The organism is Luteimonas kalidii, assembly GCF_029887935.1.
Taxonomy (GTDB): domain Bacteria; phylum Pseudomonadota; class Gammaproteobacteria; order Xanthomonadales; family Xanthomonadaceae; genus Luteimonas; species Luteimonas kalidii.
Window position 1 is genome coordinate 126,775 of sequence record NZ_JARXRO010000011.1, and the last position, 23,081, is coordinate 149,855.

Sequence of the window (23,081 nt, forward strand, 5' to 3'; positions counted from 1 at the left end):
GACCGGCCGATCGTGCGCGCCGCCGCGAGCCAGCCGCGCAGTCTTCACGTCGGGGCGGATATGTTCACCCGGATGCGCGGCAGCGGTGCCGCCGCCTCAAGCTGCACAAGGGTCTTCGCTGCCGTCCGCCTCGCCCGGGGTGCGCCGGCCCGCACGCGGGAAATGGTGTGCCAGCCTCGGTGCAACGCCCCGCCGCACGCCTCTGCCGGGACGGGGACACGACAGGCACACGGCTGCTGGAGTCCGCCCCCGTTCATCTTCGTGCACCGATTCGCCGCCAAGCTGTCGCCCGCCTTGTCCAACCCTGCCAGGAACCTTCCGATGAGCTTCACCAAGCGTTGCCTGCTCGCCGTGCTCGCGCTGTTGCTGCCGTTCGCCGCGGCGGCCCAGCAACAGGGTCTCGAGATCGACATCATCGGCGGCAACGCCTCCGCGCTGCCGATCGCCGTCGTGCCGATGCCCTATCAGGGGTCGGCGACCGCCCCGACCACCGACGTGGCTGCCGTGGTGCGCGCCGACCTCGAGCGCTCCGGCCAGTTCCGGACCTTGCCCGAAGGCGACATGGCCAGCCGTCCCACCAGCGGAGGCGAGGTCGACTATCCGGCCTGGCGCGCGCTGCGGCAGGACTTCCTGGTCGTCGGCCGGGTTGTGGATGCCGCCGAAGGCAGCTACCGGGTCGAGTACGAACTGTTCGACGTGGCCAAGCAACAGCGCCTGCTGGGGCTGGCGATGACCGCGCGCTCGAACGCCATGCGCGACGTCGCCCACCAGATGGCCGACGCGATCTACGAGAAGATCCTGGGCGTGCGCGGCGCGTTCTGGACCCGCATCGCCTATGTCACCGCCACCGGCGTGGGGCAGGGCAGCCGCTACGCGCTGATGGTCGCCGATGCGGACGGCTACAACCCGCAGACCGTGGTGCGTTCCAACGAGCCGCTGCTCTCGCCGGCCTGGAGCCCGGACGGCCGCAAGCTGGCCTACGTGAGCTTCGAGCGCGGCAATTCCTCGATCTACATCCAGGACATCACCACCGGCGGGCGCGAACTGGTGTCCAGCTTCCGCGGCATCAACAGCGGCCCGGCGTTCTCGCCCGACGGCTCGCGCCTGGCGCTGACGCTTTCGCGCAGCGGCAACCCCGAGATCTACGTGATGGACCTGGGCAGCAAGGCGCTGACCCAGATCACCAACCAGTTCGGCATCGACACCGCGCCGGTGTGGAGCCCGGACGGCAACAGCCTGTACTTCACCTCCGACCGCGGCGGCCGGCCGCAGGTGTACCAGGTGTCGGCCTCGGGCGGCGGCGCCAGCCGCGTGACCTTCGAGGGCAGCTACAACGCCGATCCGAGCATTTCCTGGGACGGTCAGAAGATCGCCGTGGCCCAGGGTTCGGGCAACACCTACCGGGTCGCGGTGATGGACCGCAGCATGGGATCGCCCCGCTGGTCGACCCTGTCCCCTGGCTCGCTCGACGAGTCCCCCAGCTTCGCCCCCAACGCCAGCATGCTGCTCTACGCGGCGCGTGAAGGGCGCCGGGGCGTCCTGTATGCTGTCTCGGCCGATGGCCGCGTACGTCAACGCCTCGTCCTTGCGGACGGGGACGTACGCGAGCCGGCCTGGGGTCCGTACCGCTCCCAGCGCTGACATGTTCTGCACATCCGCCCCATCAACCTGAACATCCGCAACAAGCCCTGAGGATCGACGAGAAATGAACGCCAACAAGCCCGCCGTGCTCGGCAAGGCCCTCCTGATCGCCGTGATGTGCGTCGCCGCTGCTGCTGCCTGCTCCAAGAAGGTCAAGGAAGCACCGCCCGCCGAACCCTCCACCGGTCCGGTGACCGATACCGCCCCGGTCACCCCGGGCGCGTACGGCCCTTCCGACCTCGACACCGATGCCTGCCTGCGCCAGCGCACCGTGTACTTCGACCTGGACCAGGACGCGCTGCGCCCGGAGTTCCAGGCCGCGATGGCCTGCCACGCGAAGTACCTGCGTGACCGTCCGTCCTCGCGCATCACCCTGGAAGGCAACGCCGACGAGCGCGGCAGCCGCGAGTACAACCTCGGCCTGGGCGAACGCCGCGGCAATGCCGTGTCGTCGGCCCTGCAGGCCAACGGCGGTTCCGGCGCGCAGCTGACCGTGGTCAGCTACGGCGAGGAGCGTCCGACCTGCACCGATTCCGGTGAGGATTGCTGGGCCCGCAACCGTCGCGTCGAGATCGTCTACACGGCGAAGTAAGCGACACTGATGCGCGCTTTCATTGTTCCAATCGCGTTCGCGGCGGCCCTCGTGGCCGCCGCGCCCGCGTTCGCCCAGCGGGCCAGCCTGGCCGACCGCGTGGCCGCGCTCGAGCTGCGTGCCGCCGACAACCAGGGCAACGTCGACCTGCTCAACCAGCTGACCGCATTGCGCTCCGAGGTGCAGGCGCTCCGCTCCCAGATCGAGGAACTGCAGCAGCAGAACGAGCAGCTGCGTTCCACCAACCGCAGCCAGTACCTGGACCTGGACGGCCGGCTCAACCGGCTGGAGGGAGGCGGGACGGCGCTGCCGGATCCGGCTGGCGCCACGTCTGCCGCGCCCGCGCCCACCGGGCCAGCCGCCGCGGCGGCTGGCGAAACGCCGCCCACGGTGCACGGCGACCCGGGCCTGCTGGCCAACAGCGCCGACGAACGCAGCGCCTACGACACCGCGTTCGATGCGCTCAAGTCCGGCGACTATGCCCGCTCGGCGGAGCTGTTCCAGACCTTCCTGCAGATGCATCCCGAGGGCGTGTACGCGCCCAACGCGCGCTACTGGCTCGGCGAGAGCTACTACGTGACCCAGAACTACGAGCTGGCCCGGGACCAGTTCCAGGCCCTGGTGGCCCGCTATCCGACGCACGACAAGGCGCCGGGCGCGCTGCTGAAGATCGGCCTGTCGCAGTACGGCTTGCGCGACCTCGACGGCGCGGAGGCTACCCTGGCCCAGGTGGCGAACCAGTTCCCCGGCACGGACGCGGCGCGCACGGCCGAGGATCGACTGCACGCGATCCAGCTGGCGCGCGCCACGCGCTGACCGTGGATGCCGCAGCGCCCGATGCGGCCGCCGCATCGACGGCGGACCGGCTCCGCATCACCGAGATCTTCTGCTCGCTGCAGGGCGAGGCCCGCGACGCGGGCTGGCCATCGGTGTTCGTGCGCCTGACCGGATGTCCCCTGCGCTGCACCTACTGCGACACCGCCTACGCCTTCCACGGCGGGCAGTGGTGGGACATCGAGGCGATCGTGGCGGAAGTCGCGCGGCACGGGGTCCGCCACGTGTGCGTGACCGGCGGCGAGCCGCTGGCGCAGAAGCGCTGCATCCAGCTGCTGCGGCGGCTGTGCGACGCCGGCCACGTGGTCTCGCTGGAAACTTCGGGCGCGATCGATATCGGCGAGGTCGACCCGCGCGTCTCGCGCGTGCTCGACATCAAGACGCCCGGCTCGGGCGAGGTGGCGCGCAACCGCTGGGAGAACCTGCCGCTGCTCACCCCGCACGACCAGGTGAAGTTCGTCGTCTGCAGCCGCGCGGACTACGAGTGGGCGCGACAGGTGCTGCACGAGCACGCGCTGCACGCGCGTTGCGACGTGCTGTTCTCGCCGAGCAAGGGCGAACTGTCGGCGACCGACCTGGCGGACTGGATCGTGGCAGACCGGCTACCGGTGAAGTTCCAGCTGCAGCTGCACAAGCTGCTGTGGAACGACGAGCCGGGACGATGAGCGCGGGAGTGCGATGCGTGGCAGGTGATGGGTGAGTCGGCCTGCGACCTGCGGATCGCGGCGCCAACGGCCCCGTCTTTCCGGCGCTGAGCATCCCGTCTCCGCCTGGCGCCTGCCAGCCGTTTGCAACTTCCCTCCACAGATCTCCGCTTACCGACCACGATGAAAAAAGCAGTCGTCCTCCTCTCCGGCGGCATGGATTCCGCGGTCGTGCTGGCCATCGCCCGCGAGCAGGGATTCGCCGCGCACGCGTTGAGCGTGCGCTACGGCCAGCGCCACACCTCCGAACTCGATGCCGCCACGCGCGTTGCCGCGCTGGAAGGCGCCGTCGAGCACAAGACCGTGCATGTGGACCTGCGCGCATTCGGGGGATCGGCGCTCACCGACGACATCGAGGTGCCGGACGCGGGCGGCCCCGGGATCCCGGTCACCTATGTTCCGGCGCGCAACACCATCATGCTCTCGCTCGCGCTCGGTTGGGCCGAGGTGCTGGGCGCGAACGACCTGTTCTGCGGCGTCAACGCGGTCGACTACTCGGGCTATCCCGACTGCCGACCCGAATTCATCGAGGCATTCGAACGCCTGGCCAATGTGGCGACCAGGGCCGGTGTGGAAGGCGCGGGTCTGCGGCTGCATGCGCCGCTGCTGCACATGGGCAAGGCGGAGATCGTGCGCGAAGGGCTGCGCCTGGGCGTGGACTTCGCCGCCACGGTGTCGTGCTATCGCGCCGACGCGGAGGGGCGCGCGTGCGGGCATTGCGACGCCTGCCGCCTGCGTGCCGAGGGATTCGTCGCCGCCGGCGTCGAGGATCCGACCCGATACGCGGCCTGATCGGGGCGGTTGCCCGCGAGGACCTGCGGCAGGCTGTGGCTGCCGCTGCGCAGGAGCACGGAATTCCCGAGGCGCACCAGTGTCTCGCGGTGAGCGGTCCAGTCGCCGCCGAGCTGCGGGCGATCCGGCGTATTCATGCGATGCCGCTATAATTGCGCGCTCGGGTCGTCACGACCCGGGCAATCTCCTTGGGGAGTAGCCTGCGTCCGGTGATTCCGGGCGCCCGCCCGTCAACATGCTTGGCCCGAATCGGCCATGGCGGGTGCGACCTGACGGTTGGCGAGACCAGCGAGCGATGCACGCCATGTCGGCCGGCGCGTGCGTCGCCCGTTGTGCGCCCATCTGCCCGGCCGACAGGGCGCTGCATGCATCCGCTGTCCATCCTCTTGCTCGGCCTGGCCATGTCCACCGACGCCTTCGCGGCAGCGGTCGGCAAGGGTGCTGCCATGCTCCGACCGCGCTGGCACGATGCGGTGCGCACCGGGCTCGTGTTCGGCGTGGTCGAGGCGATCATGCCGATCGTCGGCTGGGCACTGGGCTCGTTCGCCGAGCGCTACATCGAGCACTGGGACCACTGGATCGCGTTCGCCCTGCTCTCGGCGCTCGGGCTGCACATGATCTGGAAGGCGCTGCACCAGGGGGAGGCCGCCGCAGGCGCTCCGCGCACAGGACTGTGGGCGATTGCGCTGGCGGGCCTCGCCACCAGCATCGATGCCATGGCCGTGGGCGTGGGCCTGGCCTTCATCGAGGTGAACATCCTGCTGGTCTCGCTGGTGATCGGACTGTGCACCTTCACCATGGTCACCGCCGGCGTCATGGCCGGACGCGCGCTGGGCGCGCTCATCGGCCGGCGCGCTGAGATTGCCGGCGGCGTGATCCTGATCCTGGTCGGCGCGGCGATCGTCTACGAACACGTGTTCGCGGGATGAGGGCCGCACCGCAGTGCCGGAGCGGTGCCCGAATGATGCTGGTGGGCCGTGATGGATTCGAACCATCGACCAGCGGATTAAAAGTCCGATGCTCTACCGACTGAGCTAACGGCCCCTGCAGTCCGAAGATTATAGGGCATGCGCCGCACCCGCCCTGTCGGCCGGCAAGGGCCACGCTGGCCCGGGCCGGGGATGTGGACGGCCCTTAGCAGTCGCGTGGCCAGCCGCGATCCCCGCACGATGTCGCGGGGCCGGTTACGGCCGCGTCGGGCAGGTGCGGCGGCGCGCCGAGCACCAACGCTGCGGCACTGTGCTACGCGTGGTGCACCAGCGCGTCAGCGCGTCAGTCCGCGCCCGCCACCGCGTCCAGCACCAGGGCGCCGTACCGCGCAAGCTTGCCGCCGCCGATGCCGGCGATTCCGGCGAGCTCGCCTTCGTCGGCCGGGCGTCGCGAGGCGATCTGCCTGAGCGTGCTGTCGTGGAAGATCACGTAGGGCGGCACGTTCTGTTCGCGCGCCAGGCGCGTGCGCAGTTCGCGCAGCGCTTCGAACACCGGCTGGTCGGCGGGATCGAGCTCGTCGACCGCGGATGCCGTCCTGCTGCGCGCAGCGCGGTCGCGTTGGGCCGCCACGCGCCGCAGCATCACCGGCTGTTCGCCCTTGAGGACCGCGCGGCTGGATTCGGACAGGTGCAGTCCGCCATGACCTTCTGCATCCACTTCCAGCAGCCCGTGCGCCACCAGCTGCCGGAACACGCCGCGCCAGGTGCGGGCGTCCAGGCCGGTGCCGACGCCGTGCACGCTGAGCCGGTCGTGTCCGAACTGGCGCACGCGCTCGCTGTCGCTGCCGCGCAGCACGTCGATCAGGTGCGCGGCGCCGAAGCGCTGGCCGGTGCGGTACACGCAGCTCAGCGCCATGCGCGCGGCCTCGGTGGCGTCCCAGGCCTCGGGCGGCGAGAGGCAGTTGTCGCAGTTGCCGCAGGCGTCAGGATAGGTATCGCCGAAGTTGCCGAGCAGCACCTGCCGGCGGCAGCGCATCGATTCGCAGTAGCCGACCAGGGCATCGAGCTTGCGGTGCTCCAGGCGCTTGCGGTCGGGGCCGGACTCGGATTGCTCGACCATCTGCCGCAGCAGCACGAGGTCGCCCAGGCCGTAGCACATCCAGGCGTCCGAGGGCTCGCCGTCGCGGCCGGCGCGGCCGGTTTCCTGGTAGTAGCCTTCGATCGACTTGGGCAGGTCGACGTGCGCCACGAAGCGCACGTCCGGCTTGTCGATGCCCATGCCGAAGGCGATCGTCGCCACCACCACCACCCCTTCGCCGCGCAGGAACCGGCGCTGGTTGGCCGCGCGCAGCTGCGCGTCCATGCCGGCGTGGTAGGGCACCGCATCCACGCCGTGGCCGGCCAGGTACTCCGCGGTCTCCTCCACCTTGCGCCGCGACAGGCAGTAGACGATGCCCGCCTGGCCGCGATGGCCCTGCACGAAGTCGAGCAACTGGCGCTTGGCGTTGTCCTTCTGGACCACGGTGTAGCGGATGTTGGGGCGGTCGAACGAAGTGACGAAGCGGCGCGCGTCCTGCAGCTGCAGCCGTTCGGCGATCTCGCGCTGGGTGGGCGGATCGGCGGTGGCGGTCAGGGCGATGCGCGGCACCTGCGGCCAGCGCTCGTGCAGCACGGTCAGTTCGCGGTACTCGGGACGGAAATCATGGCCCCACTGCGACACGCAGTGGGCCTCGTCGATCGCGAACAAGGCCAGCCGCGCGCGTTCCATCAGGGACAGGAATCGCGGCGTCAGCAGCCGCTCGGGGGCGACGTAGAGCAGGTCCAGGGTGCCGTCCAGCAGCTGGCGTTCGACCGACTGCGCCTGGGCCGCGTCGAGGGTGGAATTCAGGCACGCCGCGCGCACGCCGAGCTGGCACAGCGCGTCGACCTGGTCCTGCATCAGCGCGATCAGGGGCGAGACGATGATCGCCGTGCCCTCGCGCAGCAGGGCCGGAAGCTGGTAGCACAGCGACTTGCCGCCGCCGGTGGGCATCAGCACGAGGGCATCGTGGCCCGCGGTCACATGGCGCACGATCTCGCCCTGTTCGCCGCGGAACGCGCGATGCCCGAACACGCGTTCGAGCAGGGATTCTGGCTGGGACGTCATGCCGGACAGGATACCGGCATGGTCAGGCGCGGCGGTCGGAAAAGACCGCGGGGCGCGGTCGGATCACGCCGCATGCAGAGCGGCAGGAACCCCGCCTGGTGGCGGGCTCCTGCCGCGCCACGGGTCACTGCAGCAGCGAGCGCAGCATCCAGGCGTACTTCTCGTGGGTCTGCAGGCGCTGGATCAGCAGGTCCTCGGTCGGCTCGTCGTCGCCGTCGTCGGCCACGTCGATGGCCTTGCGCGCGCTGCGGCACACCGCCTCGTTGCCGACCACCAGCTGCCGCACCATCTCGCGCCAGTCCGGGGCCTCGGTGGCGCCGGGTTCCTCGCGGATGGACGTGAGCTGCATGAATTCGGCGTACGAGCCGGGTGCGTTGTAGCCCAGCGCGCGGATCCGCTCGGCCACATCGTCGAGCGCGTTCCACTGCTCGGTGTACTGCGCCTCGAACATGTTGTGCAGGGCGTTGAACATCGGCCCGGTCACGTTCCAGTGGAAATTGTGGGTCTTCAGGTACAGGGTGTAGGCGTCGGCCAGGAACTTGGACAGTTCCTTCGCGATCTGGCGCCGATCCTTGTCGGAGATGCCGATGTCGATCGCAGGGCCCGCGCCTGCGGCGGGCGAGGCCGTCGGCGTGATGGTCTGGGCGGGTTTGGCATCCTTCGATCGCGCCGCCTTCGCGGGGCGGGCGGACTTGGCGGGCTTGCTCTTGGACATGATGGCCTCGGGGTGTGGGAATTTGGCGACAATACGCCGATGTTGAACCGGAATGCGAACCGCCTTCGCCGCTGCGAGGGCGCGAATGGAGTCTAGGCAGGCCACCGCGACGGCAGCGTTAATGCAGGCGCGACGGGCGATCGACGGCGCGCTCACCCGCGACCGCGGCCGGCTGCTGGGCCTGTGGACGCGCTGGAAGGCCGATCCGGCGCGGCCGGGTGCGCAGGAGGCGTTCGCCGCAGCACTGCAGGCCTCCGTGCAGGGACGCGAGTCGGCCGCCGCGCGCATTCCCGCCGTGGCGGTGGCGCCCGAACTGCCGATCGCCGCGCATGCCGACCGCATCGTCGACCTGTTGCGCGCCCACCAGGTGGTGGTCGTGGCCGGCGAGACGGGTTCGGGCAAGACCACCCAGCTGCCGAAGCTGTGCCTGCAGGCGGGGCGGGGCGTGGCCGGGATGATCGGCTGCACCCAGCCGCGCCGGATCGCCGCGCGCGCGGTGGCGCGGCGCGTGGCCGAGGAACTGTCGGTGCCGATGGGCGGGCTGGTCGGGTTCCAGGTCCGGTTCAACGACGCCGTGGGCGAACGGACCGCGGTCAAGTTCATGACCGACGGCATCCTGCTGGCCGAGATCGCCAGCGACCGCTGGCTCTCGCGCTACGACACCATCATCATCGACGAGGCGCACGAGCGCAGCCTCAACATCGATTTCCTGCTCGGGTACCTCAAGCGGCTGCTGCCGCGGCGGCCCGACCTCAGGCTGATCGTCACCTCGGCCACGATCGACACCGCGCGCTTCTCGCAGCACTTCGGCGACGCGCCGGTGGTGGACGTCGAGGGGCGCGGCTACCCGGTCGAAGTGCGCTACCGGCCGCTGGAGGGTGATGCATCGGCGCCCGGCGCGGACGCGACGCCCGGACGCGGCGACGGTGCGGCCTCCCGCGCGCGCAGCCAGGAGGAGGCGGGACCGGTGTCCGTGCTCGACGGCATCGTCGCTGCCTGCGACGAGATCATGCGCGAGCGCGGCACCGGCGATGTGCTGGTGTTCCTGCCCGGCGAGCGCGAGATCCGCGACGCCCACCAGGCGCTGGAGCGGCGCAAGTACCGGCATACCGAGGTGGTGCCGCTGTACGCGCGGCTGTCGGCGAGGGAACAGGACCGGGTGTTCAACCCCGGCCCGCAGCGGCGCATCGTGCTCGCCACCAATGTCGCCGAGACCTCGCTGACCGTGCCGCGCATCCACTACGTGGTCGACCCGGGGCTGGCCCGGGTCAAGCGCTACAGCCCACGGCAGAAGCTCGACCGGCTGCACATCGAACCGGTGTCCCAGGCCAGCGCCGAGCAGCGCAAGGGCCGCTGCGGGCGGGTCGCCCCGGGCACCTGCATCCGCCTGTATTCGGAAGCCGACTTCCTGGCGCGGCCGGCCTATACCGATCCGGAGATCCGGCGTGCTGCGCTGGCGGGCGTGATCCTGCGCATGCTGTCGCTTGGATTGGGCGAGACCGGGGAACCTGGTGGGCGTAGGAGGCGTGGCGGCCGGACGCGCGACGCGGCGCCGGGTGCGGATGTCATCGCCGAGTTCCCGTTCGTCGAGCCGCCCGATCCGCGTGCGATCGCCGACGGGTGGCAGCAGCTGGTCGAACTCGGCGCGATCGATGCCCGCCGCGCCCTCACCGAGGTCGGCCGCACCATGGCCCGGCTGCCGGTCGACGTGAAGCTGGCGAGGATGCTGGTCGCGGCGCAGGGCCACGGCTGCCTGCACGAGATGCTGGCGATCGCCGCCTTCCTCGGCATCCAGGATCCGCGCGAGCGTCCGCCCGACCAGCGCGCTGCGGCAGACAATGCGCACGCGCTGTTCGCCGACCCGAAGTCCGAATTCGCCGGCATCCTGAGGTTGTGGGAGGCGTATCGCGTGGCGCACGAGGACATGACCCAGTCGCAGTTGCGCAAGTGGTGCGAACGGCACTTCCTCGGCTTCCTGCGCATGCGCGAATGGCGCGAACTGCACCGCCAGCTCAAGCTGCAGTGCGAGGACCTCTGGCCCGATGCGGGGCACGGACGCGGCCGGGAAGCCCGTGCGCAGGACGTCGCGGGGCAAGAGTCGACACTTCCCCGGAACGCACCGGCGGGCGGGGACCGTCGCGGAAAAGCCGCCGTCCACCCCGCGTCCGGAGCCGCCTCCGACCTGCCGGGCGCCTCCACCGCCAGCTTGCCGCCACGCACCTACGTCGCGCTGCACCGCGCGCTGATCGCGGGCCTGCCCGCCCAGCTCGGGCACCTGGGCGAGCGCGGCGTGTACGAGGGCCCGCGCGGCCGCCGCTTCCAGCTGTTCCCCGGCTCGACCCTGGCGCGCAAGCCGCCGCCGTGGGTGCTGTCGGCGACGCTGCTCGACACCGAGAAAGTGTGGGCGATCACCAATGCCGCGGTGGAGCCCGAGTGGGCGATCGCGGAACTGCCGCACCTGGTGGCCCGCCGTCACCACGACCCACGCTGGTCGCGCGCGCAGGGACGGGTCCTGGGCAGCGAGCAGGTCAGCCTGTTCGGCCTGGTGCTGGCGCCGAAGAAGCCGGTGGACTACGGCCGCCTGTATCCGGGCGAGGCGCGCGACCTGTTCCTGCGCGATGGCCTGGTGGCGGGCGAGATCAACCTGCGCAGTCCGTTCCTGGCGCGCAACCTGGCCGCACTCGAGGCCGCGCGCGAGGAAGAGGCGAAGCAGCGCCGCGCCGGACTGGTGGTGGACGAGGACTGGATGCGGCAGTGGTACGCAGGACGCCTGCCCTCGGAGATCGTCGACGCGCGCTCGCTCGACGCCTGGTACGCGAAGGCGCCGACGGACGCGAAGCGCGCGCTGGAGTGGACGCGCGACGAGCTGCTGATGGGCGAGGGCGCGGACGCGGTGCGCTTTCCCGCCTTCATCGCGCTGGGCGAGGCGCGCCTGGCGGTGCGCTACCGCTTCGAGCCGGGCGCGGTGGACGACGGCATGACCGTGTCGGTGCCGCTGCACCTGCTCAATGCGCTCGATCCGGTGCGCCTGTCGTGGCTGGCGCCCGGCTTCGTCGCCGACAAGGCGACCGCGCTGATCCGCGGGTTGCCCAAGGCGCTGCGACGCAACTTCGTGCCGGCACCGGACTTCGCCGCCGCGTTCGCGCAGGCCCACGGGGCCGGCGAACCGGACGCGTTCGCCGCGACCCTGGCGCGCTTCCTGCGCCGCATGACCGGGGTGGAGGTCACGGCATCGGACTTCGATGAGGCGGCGCTGGAGCCTCACCTGCGCGCCAACCTGCGCCTGGTGGACGTGCGCGGTCGTGGTGACGGACAGGTGCTGGCCGAATCGCGCGACCTCGACCAACTGCGCGCCACGTTCGGCGCGCGCGCGGCGCAGGCGTTTTCGGCGCGTGCGGCCGAAGGGCTGGCGCAGTCCGGGTTGCGGGAGTTCCCGGCGGCGCCGATTCCGGAGTCGGTGCCCGGCGCCGGTGGCGTGCCCGCGTACCCCGCGCTGCAGGACGACGGCGACAGTGCCTCGCTCGCGGTGCATGCCGATCCCGCGCAGGCGCGCCGGCTGCATCCGGGCGGCGTGCGCCGGTTGCTCGTCATCGCCATGCTGGAGCGGGTGAAGCAGGCGCGGCGGCAGCTGCCGGTCGCGCCGAAGACCGCGCTACTGTACGCGGCGATCGAATCCGCCGGCGCGGTGGCGCGCGCGCCCGGCGGCGGCGATCGCCTGCGCGCGGACCTGGTCGACGGTGCACTGTCCGCGCTGCTGGCCGACGGCCTGGGCGGGATACGCGATGCGGACGCGTTCGCGCAGCGGCGCGACGCCGCCGGCCGCGCGCTGTTCGGAGAGGCCATGCAGCGGCTCGGGCAAGCCGAGGCGATCCTCGCGCTGGTGGCAGAGGTGCGCGCGAAACTGGAATCACGGCTGGTCGGCTGGGCGCGCGCGAACCTCGACGACATGCAGGCGCAGCTCGCGGCGCTGGCGCATCCGGGGTTCCTGCGCGATGTGCCTTCGGCGGCGCTCGAGGCGTATCCCCGCTACCTGAAGGCGCTCTCGGTGCGCGCCGAACGTGCCCAGCGCGACCCGCTGCGCGACCAGCAGCGCATGCTAGACCTGAAGCCGCTCGTGGATGCGCTGGCGGAGGTGGAGGCCGCAGGCCTCGGCGACGCGTCCGCGCGCGAAGCCCTGCGCTGGGACCTGGAGGAAGTGCGCGTATCGGTCTTCGCCCAGGAACTCGTCGCCCGCGGCGCGCCGACGGCGAAGAAGCTGATGTCCCGGATCGTCGCCTTACGCGACGGGTAGCGGGAAGACCGGCCCGCTGCCTGGGTGGACGGCACCGGCGTCGCGGGCCGCAGGCGCCAGGCGGTGGACGCTTCGGACCGTCGCGTGCCGTCGTGGACTCACTCGACGCGCTGCACCTTGGCCTGGGTGTTGTAGCCGTCGATCTTCATCCACCACACGCCGAGCAGGCCGGGGCGGATGCGGACCTTCGGATTGCTCACCCGGACACCGGCAAGCGAAGCCGCGTCGGTCTGTTCCCACACCTGGCCGTTGTCAAGCCGATAGCGCCTGCGGTTGCCGAAGCCGGTGAACTCGCCGTCGATGGCGGCGACGATCGGCTCGTCGGAATTGAAGTGGAAGAAGCCACGGTTCTTCTCCACCACCTCGCGACGCCCTTCCTCGCGCGCCTGCTCGGTCGCCGCGGCGACCGCGGCGGTGGTGCGTTGCTGCACGCTGCGGTCGAGCCAGGTGTTCAGGCGCGCCAGCTCCTCCGGACTCAGCTTGTCCAGGCCGGCGGCGCGGAACTCGTCGGCGCTCATGGCCTGTTCGATCGGTGGTGCCTGCTGCGCGGAGGCCAGTGCAGGCAGGGCGAGCAGGACGGCAAGCAGCAGGGGGCGAAGCAGGTGCATGGTTGTTCCTCGTGGCGCGACACGGCTAGTGTAGGACTTCTTCCACGCGGATGACGTGCGTGCCCGCTGCCGCCCCCCACGGCCTCGACCACTGGCTCGCCACGCCCGCGGCCACCGCGATCGCGCCCGCGCTGCGCGAGGCGCTGCGGCGGGCCGCGGCGGAGGCGGACCCGGCATCGTCCATTCCGGCGCCTTCGGTCCTCGGCGACACGCTCGACTCGCTTGCGCTGCTCGGCGCCGACGGCGATTCGCTCGCCGCCGCGCTGCTGTTCGAACTGCCCGCCCTGGCCGAACGCGTCGAGCCGGCACTTCCGCCGAAGCACGCCGCAGTCGCCGTGCTGCTCGAAGGCCAGCGCGCGGCCAGCCAGGTCTGGACCCTGCATGCCGAGCGTCCCGCCGCGGGCAACACCGAAGGCCTGCGGCGGCTGCTGCTGGCGATCGTGCGGGATCTGAGGGTGGTGCCGATCCTGCTGGCGCGCCAGCTGGCGCGGATGCGCCAGGCGGCCTCGCTGCCGGAGGACGAGCGCCGCGCGCTCGCCCGGCTGACGCGCGACATCCACGCGCCGCTGGCCAACCGCCTGGGCATCTGGCAGCTGAAGTGGGAGCTGGAAGACCTCGCCTTCCGCCACCTCGAACCGGATACCTACCGGCGCATCGCCGCGCTGCTCGACGACAAGCGCGCCGGCCGCGAGCGCTACATCGGCCAGGTCACGCGCGAGCTGGATCGCGCCCTGCGCGCGCAGGGGCTGCAGGCCGACATCGCCGGCCGGCCCAAGCACATCTACAGCATCTGGAAGAAGATGCGGAAGAAGGACGTGCCGATCGGCGAGCTCTACGACCTGCGCGCGGTGCGCGTGCTGGTCGACGACATTCCCGCCTGCTATGCCGCGCTCGGTGTGGTGCACGCGCTGTGGGCGCCGGTGCCGGGCGAGTTCGACGACTACATCGCCCGGCCCAAGCACAACGACTACCGTTCGCTGCACACGGCGGTGATGGGACCGGAGGGCAAGACGCTCGAGGTGCAGATCCGCACCCGCGAGATGCACGAGCAGGCCGAACTGGGCGTGGCCGCGCACTGGCGCTACAAGGAGGATGCCTACGCGGGGCGGGGCGCGAGTCAGCGTTCGGCGACCGGCAACGCGGCGCTGGAGCGCAAGATCGAGTGGATGCGGCGGCTGCTGGAATCGCACGGCGAGGGCGAGGGCGATGCGGCGCTCGCCGGCGGATTCGACACCGAGCTGGTCGAGGACCGCATCTACGTGCTGACTCCGGCCGGCGAGGTGGTCGACCTGCCGCGCGGCGCGACCCCCCTGGATTTCGCCTACCACGTGCACACGATGGTCGGGCACCGCTGCCGCGGGGCGAAGGTCGACGGACGCATCGTGCCGCTCGACCACAGGCTGCACAGCGGCGACCGGGTCGAGATCCTCACCGCCAAGGAACCCGAGCCGCGCCGCGACTGGCTGGTCGCCGCCAACGGGTTCCTCGCCAGCCCGCGCGCGCGGGAAAAGGTGCGCACCTGGTTCCACCGGCTCGACCGCGAACGCAACCTGCAGGCCGGCCGCGAGATGCTCGACCGCGAATTGCGGCGCATGGGCCTGCTGCAGGCCGAACTGCAGCCGGTGCTGGCGAAGTTCAACGTCGCCGCGGTCGACGAACTGCTGGTGCTGGTGGCGCTTGGCGACGTCGGTCCGCACCAGGTGGGGCGCGCGCTGCAGGAGCACGAGCGCGCGCAGGCCCGGCCCGAAGAGGCGCCGGCATCGACCACGATGGTGCCGCGCCAGCCCCGGCGTGCGCCGAAGTCGGCGGGGCCTGGCGTGACCGTGGTCGGGGTGGGCAACCTGCTGGTGCAGATCGCGCGCTGCTGCCATCCGCTGCCGGGCGAGACGATCGCCGGCTATCTCACCCGCAGCCGGGGGGTCAGCGTGCACCGCGCCGACTGCGGCGCGTTCCTGCGCCTGGCCGCGGCCCAGCCGCAGCGCGTGCTGCCGGTGGACTGGGGCCGCCAGGGCGGCCTGCACGAAGCCACCGCGGTGGTCGACGCGATCGATCGCAAGCACCTGCTCAAGGACGTGACCACCCTGATCGCGCAGGAGGACGCGCACGTGCTCGCGGTGCGCAGCGATGCCGGGCCCCACGGCCGGGTGCGACTGCACCTGCAGCTGCGGGTCGACGGTTACGACCAGCTGTCGCGGCTGCTGGCGCGGATCGACGGCCTGGCAGGCGTGGAGCACGCGCGGCGCGAGTGAGGTCGCGCCGCGGTCCCGGCCATTCCGCATCGGGAGCGACCGGTACCCGGGTGCGCGTCCGGATCCGACGTTTCACCGGTGCATTCAGCCGCGATCCGTAAGCTGCACCGGTGGACCGGGAGCGCACTTCGGTGGAAAGCAGCGTGCGGCCGCGCGGCCGACGGGAACCCGTGGTCGGCGACCTGCGCGGGCTGCGGCTGGACGCACGCGCGGGACCACCGGGCGAACGGCCACCCGTCCGGCCGGCGACGCGCCCGCAGCGCTGGATCATCGCGCTGGCCGTGGCGGCGGCGCTGGCGGCCACCGCCGCCCTGCTGCGCGATCCGCTCGCCGAACGCATGTGGCCCGAAGCCCGCGTGCACGCACTGACGGACGATGCCGCCGCTGCGCTCGCGCACGGGCACCTGTCCGCGCCGGACGGCAGCGGCGCGCGCGAACTGTACGAGGCCGCGCGCGCGATCGATCCCGACCAGCTTGCGCCACGCGCCGGGCTGGCCCGGGTCGCCGACGCCGCGCTCGCGCAGGCGTCGGCGTCGGTCGACGCTGGACGGTTCGCCGACGCCCATGCGCACCTGCGACTGGCGCGGGAGCTGTCGATCCCGCGCGAGCGCGCCGATGCCGTCGCCGGTCGGTTGCGCGGACGCGAAGCCACGCTCGCCGGCCTGGACGGCCTGGTCTTACAGGCCGAATCCGCGCGCGCCGCCGGCCGCCTGCATGGAGACGACAGTGCGGCGTTGCCGCTCTACGCACGGGTGCTGGCGCTCGATCCCGGCCGCGCCGATGCCTTGCGCGGCCGCGACGATGCGCTCGCGGCCCTCCTCCAGCAGGCGCGCACCGACCTGCGCCAGGGCGACCTGCAGGCTGCTGCCACCGGCATCGCCGCTGCGCGTGGCTACGATCCCGGCCACGTCGACCTTCCCGACACGGAGGCCCGCCTCACCGAGGAGCTCGATGCGCTGCGCCGCCGGGCCGCGGTCGATCTCGCCGGTGGACGGATCGATGCCGCGGTCGCCACCTGGCGGCGCCTGCAGCAGTTCGATCCCGACGATGCCGGCGCCCGCGACGGCCTGCAGCAGGCCGCCGCCGCGCTGGCGAGGCAGGCGCAGCGGCAGGGCGCGGACTTCCGCTTCGCCGAGGCCGATGCGATCCTGGCCCGTGCGCGCGCACTTGCGCCGGATGCGGCCGCGGTCGCGTCCGCGCAGTCCGCGCTGGAGCGGGCCCGCCAGCGGCACGCCCAGCTGCAGGCGAGCAGTGCCCGCCCCGACCGTGCCGACCGCGTGCCCGGCCTGCTGCGCCAGGCGGCCGAGGCCGAGGCGCGCGGAGACCTGCTCACGCCGCCCGGCGACAGTGCCTACGACCGCCTGCGTGCCGCACAGGCCATCGCGCCGCGCGACGCGAACGTGCAGCGGGCGGTGGCACGCCTGCTGCCTTCGGCGCGCGCCTGCTTCGAACGCCAGCTGAGCGCCAACGACCTCGCGCGTGCGCGCCGCTGCCTCGACGCGCGCGAGGCGCTCGGAGAGAGCGCCAGCGCGATGACGGGCGACCGGCGCCGGCTCGCACAGCGCTGGCTCGCGATCGGCGATGAGCGCCTGGGCGCGGGCCAGCTGGATGCGGCCTCGGCGGCGCTGGCGTCCGCGCGTGCGATCGATCCACGTGCGCCCGGGATCGAGGAGTTCCAGCGCCGCCTGCGCGTCGCCTCGCGCGGATAGCGCTAGGCATGCAGGCGCTGGCCTCAGCCGGACGCGGGATCCGCGGGCCGCGGCCTGACGCCACCCGCCACGTCCCGGAGCACGTCCTGGAGCGTGATCGCCAGCTGCTGCCAGCTGTGTTCACGCACCTGCCCGGTGTCGAGCGACAGCCCGTGATCTAGCCGCCCCTCCAGCCTGGCCTGCAGCAGGTCGCGCAGGCGCGCCGCGATCGCCGCCTCGTCGTTGCCGCAGACCCAGCCCCGGTGCAGCGCCTCGATCCGTGCCGCGACCAGGTCGGTGTCGTGCGCCAGGTGCAGCACCGGACGGCCCGCGCCGAGGTACTCGTAGAACTTGCCCGGGATCTGCGCGCCGTCGTCATTGGCGACGTTGACCAGCACGTCGGCCCGGCGCTGCAGCGCCAGCGCCTGCCGGTGCGGCAGGAAGCCGAGCAGGCGCAACTGCTGCGGCGCCGCGCGCGCCGCGGCCAGGATCGCCTCGGGCACGGTGACGGCGGCGATGCTCAGGCGGATGCGCGGATCGGCGCGCAGGGCCGCGAGCAGGGCGTCGATGCGGCGGAACGCGTACAGGCTGCCGGTGTAGAGCAGTTCCAGCCGGGACGGATCGAACACGTCGTCTGGGGCGTCGTGCGCCGACGGCGCCAGGTCGAAGCCCTGCGTCAGCACGGTCATCGGCGTGTCGCCGCCGTGGCGCTCGCGCATCTGTTCGAGCGCGCGCGCATTGGTCACGGTGACATGCGCGGCATGGCGGAACACCGCGCTTTCCAGCCGCCATGAGCGCGCGCGCCAGCGGCGCGGGGTGTAGGGCGCGAGCACCGGATCGCCCAGGTCGGCGATCCACGGCACGCCGGAACCGCGCACCGCCAGGCCGAGTTCGAGCGTGGTCGCAGGCTCGTGCGAACTGATCACGACATCCGGCCGCACGCTGGCCATCAGCGTACGCAGGCGTCGCCGACCGTAGCCGCGCCATTCGCCACGGATGTCGGGGAACCGCAGCTGGCCCGCCACCGCCTGCACCGCTTCGGACACGCGCTGCTTCCAGTTGCGCGGTGGGCGCAGCGCGACGGGTGCACTGCCTGCGGCCGCCGGCGCGACCACCGCCTCCCGCTCCGCGGGTGTGTCGGCTTGCGGCGCGATGCGGGGAGGGCGCGGGTGGCGCATGCGGTAGTCGCGATGGAACGCCAGCGCGCCGCGCAGCAGTCCGGGGAAGGTGCGATGCACGTGCACGCTGTCGGGCAGCAAAGGCAGGCCCGGGGTCTCGCCGCCCAGGTCGACGGTCAGCACGTGCACCTCGTGTCCGAGGCGGTCGAGTTCGCGGACCAGATAGGTCCACCGCAACGACTGCGGCGAGGGGCTGGGCGGGAATTCGTAGGCGATCAGCAGGATACGCATCAGCGGAGCAGTTCCAGCGTGTCGGCGAGCGCGCGCCGCGCCGTGCCGAAGGAGAAGTGGTGGCGGGTGTTGTGCAGGCCGTGGTCGACCAGGCGCTGCCAGAGCGCGGCGTCGGTGCAGGCCCGCACCGCGGCCGCGGCCAGGCCCGGGGCGTCGTCTGCCAGCAGCACGTCGCGCTCGTGCTGGAGGAACGCGCCCTCCGCGGCGCCGGGAGTCGCCACGACTGCCAGGCCGTGGGCCATGTACTGGTTCACCTTGCCCTTGACCCCGGCCCCGTAGCGCAGCGGCGCCAGCCCGACGCGGCAGTGCGCGAGCAGGGGGGCGAGGTCGGGGACGTGGTCGTGCACCACCACGCCGGGGCCGGGCGCGCGCAACGCCTGCAGCCGGGAGAGGCCGTCGCCGACCAGATGCAGCGTGCACCCGGGCAGGCGTTCGCGCACGCGCGGGAAGATCTCCGAGACCAGCCACTCGATCGCGTCCACGTTCGGTGGATGGCGCGCACCGCCGACGAACAGCAGGCCCTCGCGCGAGGCGGGCCCTGCGGGATCGGCGACCGGTTCGACGATGTTCGGCAGCAGCGCCACGCGCGCATCGGGCAGTTCGCGCGCGAGCAGGTCGCGCTCGGCCGCACTCACCACCCAGGCCACGTCGGCCGCGGCGATCGTGGCCAGTTCGCGCGCGCGCGTCGCCAAAGACAGTCGCCGCAGACGATCGTCGCCGCGCACCTCGGCTTCGCGTCGTTCGCGCACGTGGTGCAGGTCGACCGTGTCCAGCACCACGCGCGTCGCAGGCGCGGCCAGGCGCGCGAGCGGCAGCAGGAACTCCGCCAGGTGGTAGCGGCTGACCACCAGCACGTCGTAGCCGGCGAGATGGCGATCGAACCAGCGTGGATAGGCGGCACGGTCGCCGCCGTCGTGCACGGTCACGCCGAGCCCGCGCAGCAGGTCCGCATAGTGGCCCGCGGCGATGCGGTCGTCGGGCAGGAAATCGACCGCATGGCCGTCCGCGCGCAGCAGGCGCATCAGGTTGACGCTGCGCAGCGAGCCCGAGTCCCGGTCCGGCCGCGGCGTGGAGACGTCGATCAACAGCCAGCGCAGGGGCTTTCCGTCGCGCGAGGGCGCTGGCGCCAACGGCTCGAACGCGAGCGGCGCCGATCCCTGAGGGGAGGTGGCGCCGGACGCCGCCGGCACGCCCAGCACGCGCCGCAGCAGGCCCGTCCATCCGCGCACGGCCAGTGCGATCCGCATCCGGTGCAGGCGCGACCCGAGGCGGCGCAGGTGGTACGACACGGGGACACGCACGGGGCGGAATCGGCTCCAGACAGCCTGAACGGATGGTCATCCCGCGCGGCGGGCCGGAACGGGCGCTGCGCTAGACTTCGCGGGCCCCATTCTCGCATCCCCGGCCGCCCGCAGGGGCAGGCCCGAGGAGCCCATGGCCCGCATCGAGTACGACGAAGACGACCGCGACGAGAACACCCGCGCCGGGCCCGGCCGCAGCGACTGGCGCCGCCGGCTGGTGACCTGGGCCCTGGCGGCGGTGGGCCTCGGACTCGGCTTCCTGGTCCCGTACGCGATCTACCTCAACACCCAGATCAGCGAGCGCTTCGGCGAACTGCGCTGGCAGGTGCCCACGCGCGTGTATGCCCGTCCGCTGCGCCTGGCGCCGGGGCTGGCGATGGACGCGCAGACACTCAAGACCGAACTCGACGCGGCGGCCTATCGCGAAGGCGACGGCGTGCGCGCCGGCACGTACCTGCGCGAGGACGGGCGCTGGACGATCGCCAGCCGAGGCTTCCGCGACGTCGACGGCGCGGTCGGCCCGAGCCGGATCCAGGCCACCGTGTCCGGTGGCCGCGTGCGCACGCTCAAGGACCTCGCCGGCGACCGCGCGATCAAGGCCGCGCGCCTGGACGCGGCGCGCATCGCCACGCTCTACGGCCAGAAGCAGGAGGAGCGGCGGCTTGTGCGGGTGGAAGACGTGCCGCCGCTGGTGACCGACACCCTGCAGGCGGTCGAGGACCGCGACTTCGCCCACCACCACGGCATCGACCTGGGCGGCATGGCGCGCGCGGCCTGGGTGAACCTGCGTTCGGGCGAGAAGCGCCAGGGCGCCAGCACCCTGACCCAGCAGCTCGCGCGCAGCGGTTTGCTCGGCATCGGACGCGAGCAGACCTGGAGCCGCAAGTTCAACGAGATCCTGTACGCGCTGCTGATGGAGGCGCGCTACGACAAGAGCACCATCCTCGAGGCCTACCTCAACCAGGTCTACCTCGGCCAGCGCGGCGCGCAGGCGATCCACGGCCTGGCCGCGGGCGCCGAGTTCTGGTTCGGGCGGCGGCTGGAAGACCTGGACACCGAGCACGTCGCGCTGCTGGTGGGCATGGTGCGCGGGCCTTCGTACTACGATCCGCGCCGCCATCCCGAGCGCGCCGAGGAGCGCCGCGACTTCGTGCTGGCGAACATGCTCCAGACCGGGCTGATCGACCAGGCCGCGCACGACCGCGCCGTCGACGCGCCGCTGGGCGTGACCAGTTCGCCCGGCAGCGTCGCCGCCAACCGCTTCCCGGCCTACGTCGACCTGGTGCGCCGGCAGCTGGCGCGCGACTATCCCGAAGACGCGCTGCAGGGCGCCGGCCTGAGCGTGATGACCGGCATGTCGCCCTCGGCGCAGGCATACGCGGAAGCCTCGGTGACGCGCACGATCGAATCGCTGCAGACCGGCAAGCGTCCGCCGCTGGAAGCCGGGCTGGTGCTGACCGACGTGCACGACGGCGAGGTGGTGGCGGTGGTCGGCAGCCGCCGGCCGACCGTGCACGGCTTCAATCGCGCGGTGGAGGCGCAGCGGCCGGTGGGCTCGCTGCTCAAGCCCTTCGTCTACCTGCTGGCGCTGGCCAGTCCGCGCAACTGGTCGCTCGCCACCTGGGTGGACGACTCGCCGGTGACCATCACGCTGCAGAACGGGCGCCGCTGGTCGCCGGGCAACTCCGACGGCCGCAGCCACGGCAGCGTGCGCGCGATCGATGCGCTGGCGCAGTCGTACAACCAGGCCACGGTGCGCGTCGGCATGCAGGTCGAGCCCGCGCGCCTGGCCGACCTGGTGCGCACGCTGGCGGGGTTCGAGGCGGCCGCCAATCCCTCGCTGATCCTCGGCTCGGTCGACCAGAGCCCGTACGCGATGGCGCAGCTGTACCAGTTCCTCGCATCCGGGGGCGAGATCCAGCCGCTGCACGCGGTGCGCGGCGTGCTCGATCCGGAAGGGCGGGTGCTCAAGCGCTACGACAACGATCCGGCCCCGGCCACCGAAGGCGACGCGATCGCGGCGCGCCTGGTGACCCTGGCGCTGCAGCACGCGGTGAGTTCGGGCACCGGCCGGCAACTGGTCAACGATGGCCTGGGACGGCTCAATGCGGCCGGCAAGACCGGCACCAGCAACGACGGCCGCGACAGCTGGTTCGCCGGCTGGACCGGCGACCACCTCGCCGTGGCCTGGGTCGGCAACGACCAGAACGAGCAGACCGGGCTGTACGGCGCCACCGGCGCCATGCGGGTCTGGTCCGGGATCTTCTCGCGCCTGCCGAGCGCGCCGCTGCGCGTGGGCAACGAAGGCCTGGACTGGCAGTGGGTGCTGCAGTCCAACGCCACCGATGCCGAATGCCCCGGTGCCCGGCGCTTCGCGTTCGTCGCCGGGTTCGCACCGCCGTACGCGTCGTGCGCCTCGTTCATGGCGCCCGATCCCTACGCGGTCCCGGAGGGTACGCCGGCCGCGGAGGGCGGGGACGCGAGCGACTCGCGTTCGCGCGGCTGGCGCGACTGGTTCGGTTTCGGTCGCCGCGAGCCACAGCCCGATCCGGCCGCTGCCCCGCCACCCGCCCCGCCCGCGCCGTCTCCGCCGTCTTCGCCGGCTCCTGCGCCGCCCGCGCCGGAGTCTCCGGCACCCGCCCCTGTCGAGTAAGCCATGCCTCCGATGTTCCGAGCCACCCTGCTGTCCATCGCCGCCCTCGTCCTGGCCGGTTGCGCCAGCGTGCCCGAACCCGAGCCGGTGGCGCCGCTGACCACCGCGACGCCGGAGCAGATGGTGGCCGCGATTGATGCGGCTGCCGGCAGCGGCGAGGGTGAACTGGCCGTACAACCGCTGCGCGATCCGATGGTCGAGGACCTGCGCGAGCAGGCCCAGGCCGCACGTACGCGAAGCGACTACGCCGCCGCCGCCGATGCGCTCGACCGCGCGCTGGCGATCGTCGCCGACGATCCGGCGCTGCTGCAGGAGCGCGCCGAAACCGCGCTGCTGCAGCGCGACTTCGATCGCGCCGGCACGCTGGCCGAGCGCGCGTTCGCGCTCGGCCCCCAGGTCGGTCCGCTGTGCCGCCGCCACTGGGCGACGATCCAGCAGGTGCGCCTGGCGACTGGCGACGCCGACGGCGCCGGCTCGGCCGCGCGCCAGGTCGAAGGCTGCCGGGTCGCGGGCCCCGACCGGTTCTGAG

General features: G+C 72.4%; 16 protein-coding genes and 1 tRNA gene. 11 read left to right on the forward strand and 6 right to left on the reverse strand.

Translation table 11 applies throughout. From position 1 onward, the window contains the following. Positions 1 to 321 precede the first annotated feature (321 nt). The 6 genes from tolB (at position 322) to QFW81_RS03970 (ending at position 5,492) form a co-directional block, all read left to right on the forward strand. A complete protein-coding gene (tolB, locus tag QFW81_RS03945; protein ID WP_280577265.1) occupies positions 322 to 1,641 on the forward strand; it encodes a Tol-Pal system beta propeller repeat protein TolB in 1,320 nt (439 codons plus the stop codon). A 115-nt stretch (positions 1,642 to 1,756) separates the two neighbouring features. After that, positions 1,757 to 2,233, forward strand: a complete 477-nt coding sequence (gene pal, locus QFW81_RS03950) for a peptidoglycan-associated lipoprotein Pal (RefSeq protein ID WP_425603973.1) — start codon at positions 1,757 to 1,759, stop codon at positions 2,231 to 2,233. A 9-nt stretch (positions 2,234 to 2,242) separates the two neighbouring features. Then, positions 2,243 to 3,049, forward strand: coding sequence for a tol-pal system protein YbgF (gene ybgF / locus QFW81_RS03955; protein ID WP_280577267.1), 807 nt, complete (start codon positions 2,243 to 2,245; stop codon positions 3,047 to 3,049). A 2-nt stretch (positions 3,050 to 3,051) separates the two neighbouring features. Next, positions 3,052 to 3,732, forward strand: coding sequence for a 7-carboxy-7-deazaguanine synthase QueE (gene queE / locus QFW81_RS03960; protein WP_280577268.1), 681 nt, complete (start codon positions 3,052 to 3,054; stop codon positions 3,730 to 3,732). A 162-nt stretch (positions 3,733 to 3,894) separates the two neighbouring features. Next, entirely contained in the window at positions 3,895 to 4,563 is a 669-nt protein-coding gene (queC, locus tag QFW81_RS03965) for a 7-cyano-7-deazaguanine synthase QueC (protein WP_280577269.1), read from the forward strand. Positions 4,564 to 4,928: 365 nt separating this feature from the next. Beyond that, entirely contained in the window at positions 4,929 to 5,492 is a 564-nt protein-coding gene (locus QFW81_RS03970; protein ID WP_280577270.1) for a manganese efflux pump MntP, read from the forward strand. Positions 5,493 to 5,531: 39 nt separating this feature from the next. Here the strand turns inward: QFW81_RS03970 and QFW81_RS03975 are convergent. From QFW81_RS03975 to QFW81_RS03985, 3 genes are all read right to left on the reverse strand, one after another. Continuing rightward, a tRNA-Lys gene (locus QFW81_RS03975) sits at positions 5,532 to 5,607 on the reverse strand. Between the two features lie 228 nt (positions 5,608 to 5,835). Further along, positions 5,836 to 7,638: a DNA helicase RecQ gene (recQ, locus tag QFW81_RS03980; RefSeq protein WP_280577271.1), complete on the reverse strand. Its 1,803-nt coding sequence runs from the start codon at positions 7,636 to 7,638 to the stop codon at positions 5,836 to 5,838. Positions 7,639 to 7,762: 124 nt separating this feature from the next. Next, positions 7,763 to 8,353, reverse strand: coding sequence for a Dps family protein (locus QFW81_RS03985; protein WP_280577272.1), 591 nt, complete (start codon positions 8,351 to 8,353; stop codon positions 7,763 to 7,765). An 85-nt stretch (positions 8,354 to 8,438) separates the two neighbouring features. Between QFW81_RS03985 and QFW81_RS03990 the strand changes: the two genes are divergently transcribed. Further along, on the forward strand, positions 8,439 to 12,644 hold the full coding sequence (locus tag QFW81_RS03990; RefSeq protein ID WP_280577273.1) for a DUF3418 domain-containing protein: 4,206 nt from the start codon (positions 8,439 to 8,441) through the stop codon (positions 12,642 to 12,644). Between the two features lie 98 nt (positions 12,645 to 12,742). Here the strand turns inward: QFW81_RS03990 and QFW81_RS03995 are convergent, their stop codons facing one another. Beyond that, positions 12,743 to 13,252, reverse strand: a complete 510-nt coding sequence (locus QFW81_RS03995) for a hypothetical protein (RefSeq protein ID WP_280577275.1) — start codon at positions 13,250 to 13,252, stop codon at positions 12,743 to 12,745. 50 nt (positions 13,253 to 13,302) lie between these two features. Between QFW81_RS03995 and QFW81_RS04000 the strand changes: the two genes are divergently transcribed. Together QFW81_RS04000 and QFW81_RS04005 are read left to right on the forward strand one after the other, a co-directional pair. Then, on the forward strand, positions 13,303 to 15,501 hold the full coding sequence (locus QFW81_RS04000; protein WP_425603968.1) for a RelA/SpoT family protein: 2,199 nt from the start codon (positions 13,303 to 13,305) through the stop codon (positions 15,499 to 15,501). Between the two features lie 143 nt (positions 15,502 to 15,644). Continuing rightward, the gene (locus QFW81_RS04005; RefSeq protein WP_280577277.1) at positions 15,645 to 17,210 is read left to right on the forward strand and encodes a hypothetical protein; all 1,566 of its coding nucleotides are present in this window, start codon (positions 15,645 to 15,647) and stop codon (positions 17,208 to 17,210) included. A 23-nt stretch (positions 17,211 to 17,233) separates the two neighbouring features. On the opposite strand, the gene QFW81_RS04010 is transcribed toward QFW81_RS04005, so the two are convergent. Both QFW81_RS04010 and QFW81_RS04015 read right to left on the reverse strand, forming a co-directional pair. Continuing rightward, entirely contained in the window at positions 17,234 to 18,598 is a 1,365-nt protein-coding gene (locus tag QFW81_RS04010) for a glycosyltransferase (protein WP_280577278.1), read from the reverse strand. Further along, a complete protein-coding gene (locus QFW81_RS04015) occupies positions 18,598 to 19,899 on the reverse strand; it encodes a glycosyltransferase family 4 protein (protein ID WP_280577279.1) in 1,302 nt (433 codons plus the stop codon). Before QFW81_RS04015 ends, QFW81_RS04010 begins: the two co-directional genes overlap by 1 nt. Positions 19,900 to 20,032: 133 nt before the next feature. Between QFW81_RS04015 and mrcB the strand changes: the two genes are divergently transcribed. Continuing rightward, complete coding sequence (gene mrcB, locus QFW81_RS04020; protein ID WP_280577280.1) at positions 20,033 to 22,552, forward strand: penicillin-binding protein 1B; 2,520 nt, start codon at positions 20,033 to 20,035, stop codon at positions 22,550 to 22,552. 3 nt (positions 22,553 to 22,555) lie between these two features. Continuing rightward, positions 22,556 to 23,080 carry a hypothetical protein gene (locus QFW81_RS04025; protein WP_280577281.1) on the forward strand — a complete coding sequence of 175 codons (525 nt, stop codon included), beginning with the start codon at positions 22,556 to 22,558 and terminating at the stop codon, positions 23,078 to 23,080. The last annotated feature ends 1 nt before the right edge of the window (position 23,081 follow it).

Coding starts and splice junctions, on each gene's coding strand:
- QFW81_RS04010 (WP_280577278.1), bottom strand. CDS start 18,598: ATGCGTATCCTGCTGATCGCCTACGAATTCCCGCCCAGCCCCTCGCCG.
- QFW81_RS04000 (WP_425603968.1), top strand. CDS start 13,303: ATGACGTGCGTGCCCGCTGCCGCCCCCCACGGCCTCGACCACTGGCTC.
- queC (WP_280577269.1), top strand. CDS start 3,895: ATGAAAAAAGCAGTCGTCCTCCTCTCCGGCGGCATGGATTCCGCGGTC.
- ybgF (WP_280577267.1), top strand. CDS start 2,243: ATGCGCGCTTTCATTGTTCCAATCGCGTTCGCGGCGGCCCTCGTGGCC.
- recQ (WP_280577271.1), bottom strand. CDS start 7,638: ATGACGTCCCAGCCAGAATCCCTGCTCGAACGCGTGTTCGGGCATCGC.
- QFW81_RS03985 (WP_280577272.1), bottom strand. CDS start 8,353: ATGTCCAAGAGCAAGCCCGCCAAGTCCGCCCGCCCCGCGAAGGCGGCG.
- mrcB (WP_280577280.1), top strand. CDS start 20,033: ATGGCCCGCATCGAGTACGACGAAGACGACCGCGACGAGAACACCCGC.
- tolB (WP_280577265.1), top strand. CDS start 322: ATGAGCTTCACCAAGCGTTGCCTGCTCGCCGTGCTCGCGCTGTTGCTG.
- QFW81_RS03995 (WP_280577275.1), bottom strand. CDS start 13,252: ATGCACCTGCTTCGCCCCCTGCTGCTTGCCGTCCTGCTCGCCCTGCCT.
- QFW81_RS03970 (WP_280577270.1), top strand. CDS start 4,929: ATGCATCCGCTGTCCATCCTCTTGCTCGGCCTGGCCATGTCCACCGAC.
- QFW81_RS04025 (WP_280577281.1), top strand. CDS start 22,556: ATGCCTCCGATGTTCCGAGCCACCCTGCTGTCCATCGCCGCCCTCGTC.
- QFW81_RS03990 (WP_280577273.1), top strand. CDS start 8,439: ATGGAGTCTAGGCAGGCCACCGCGACGGCAGCGTTAATGCAGGCGCGA.
- pal (WP_425603973.1), top strand. CDS start 1,757: ATGTGCGTCGCCGCTGCTGCTGCCTGCTCCAAGAAGGTCAAGGAAGCA.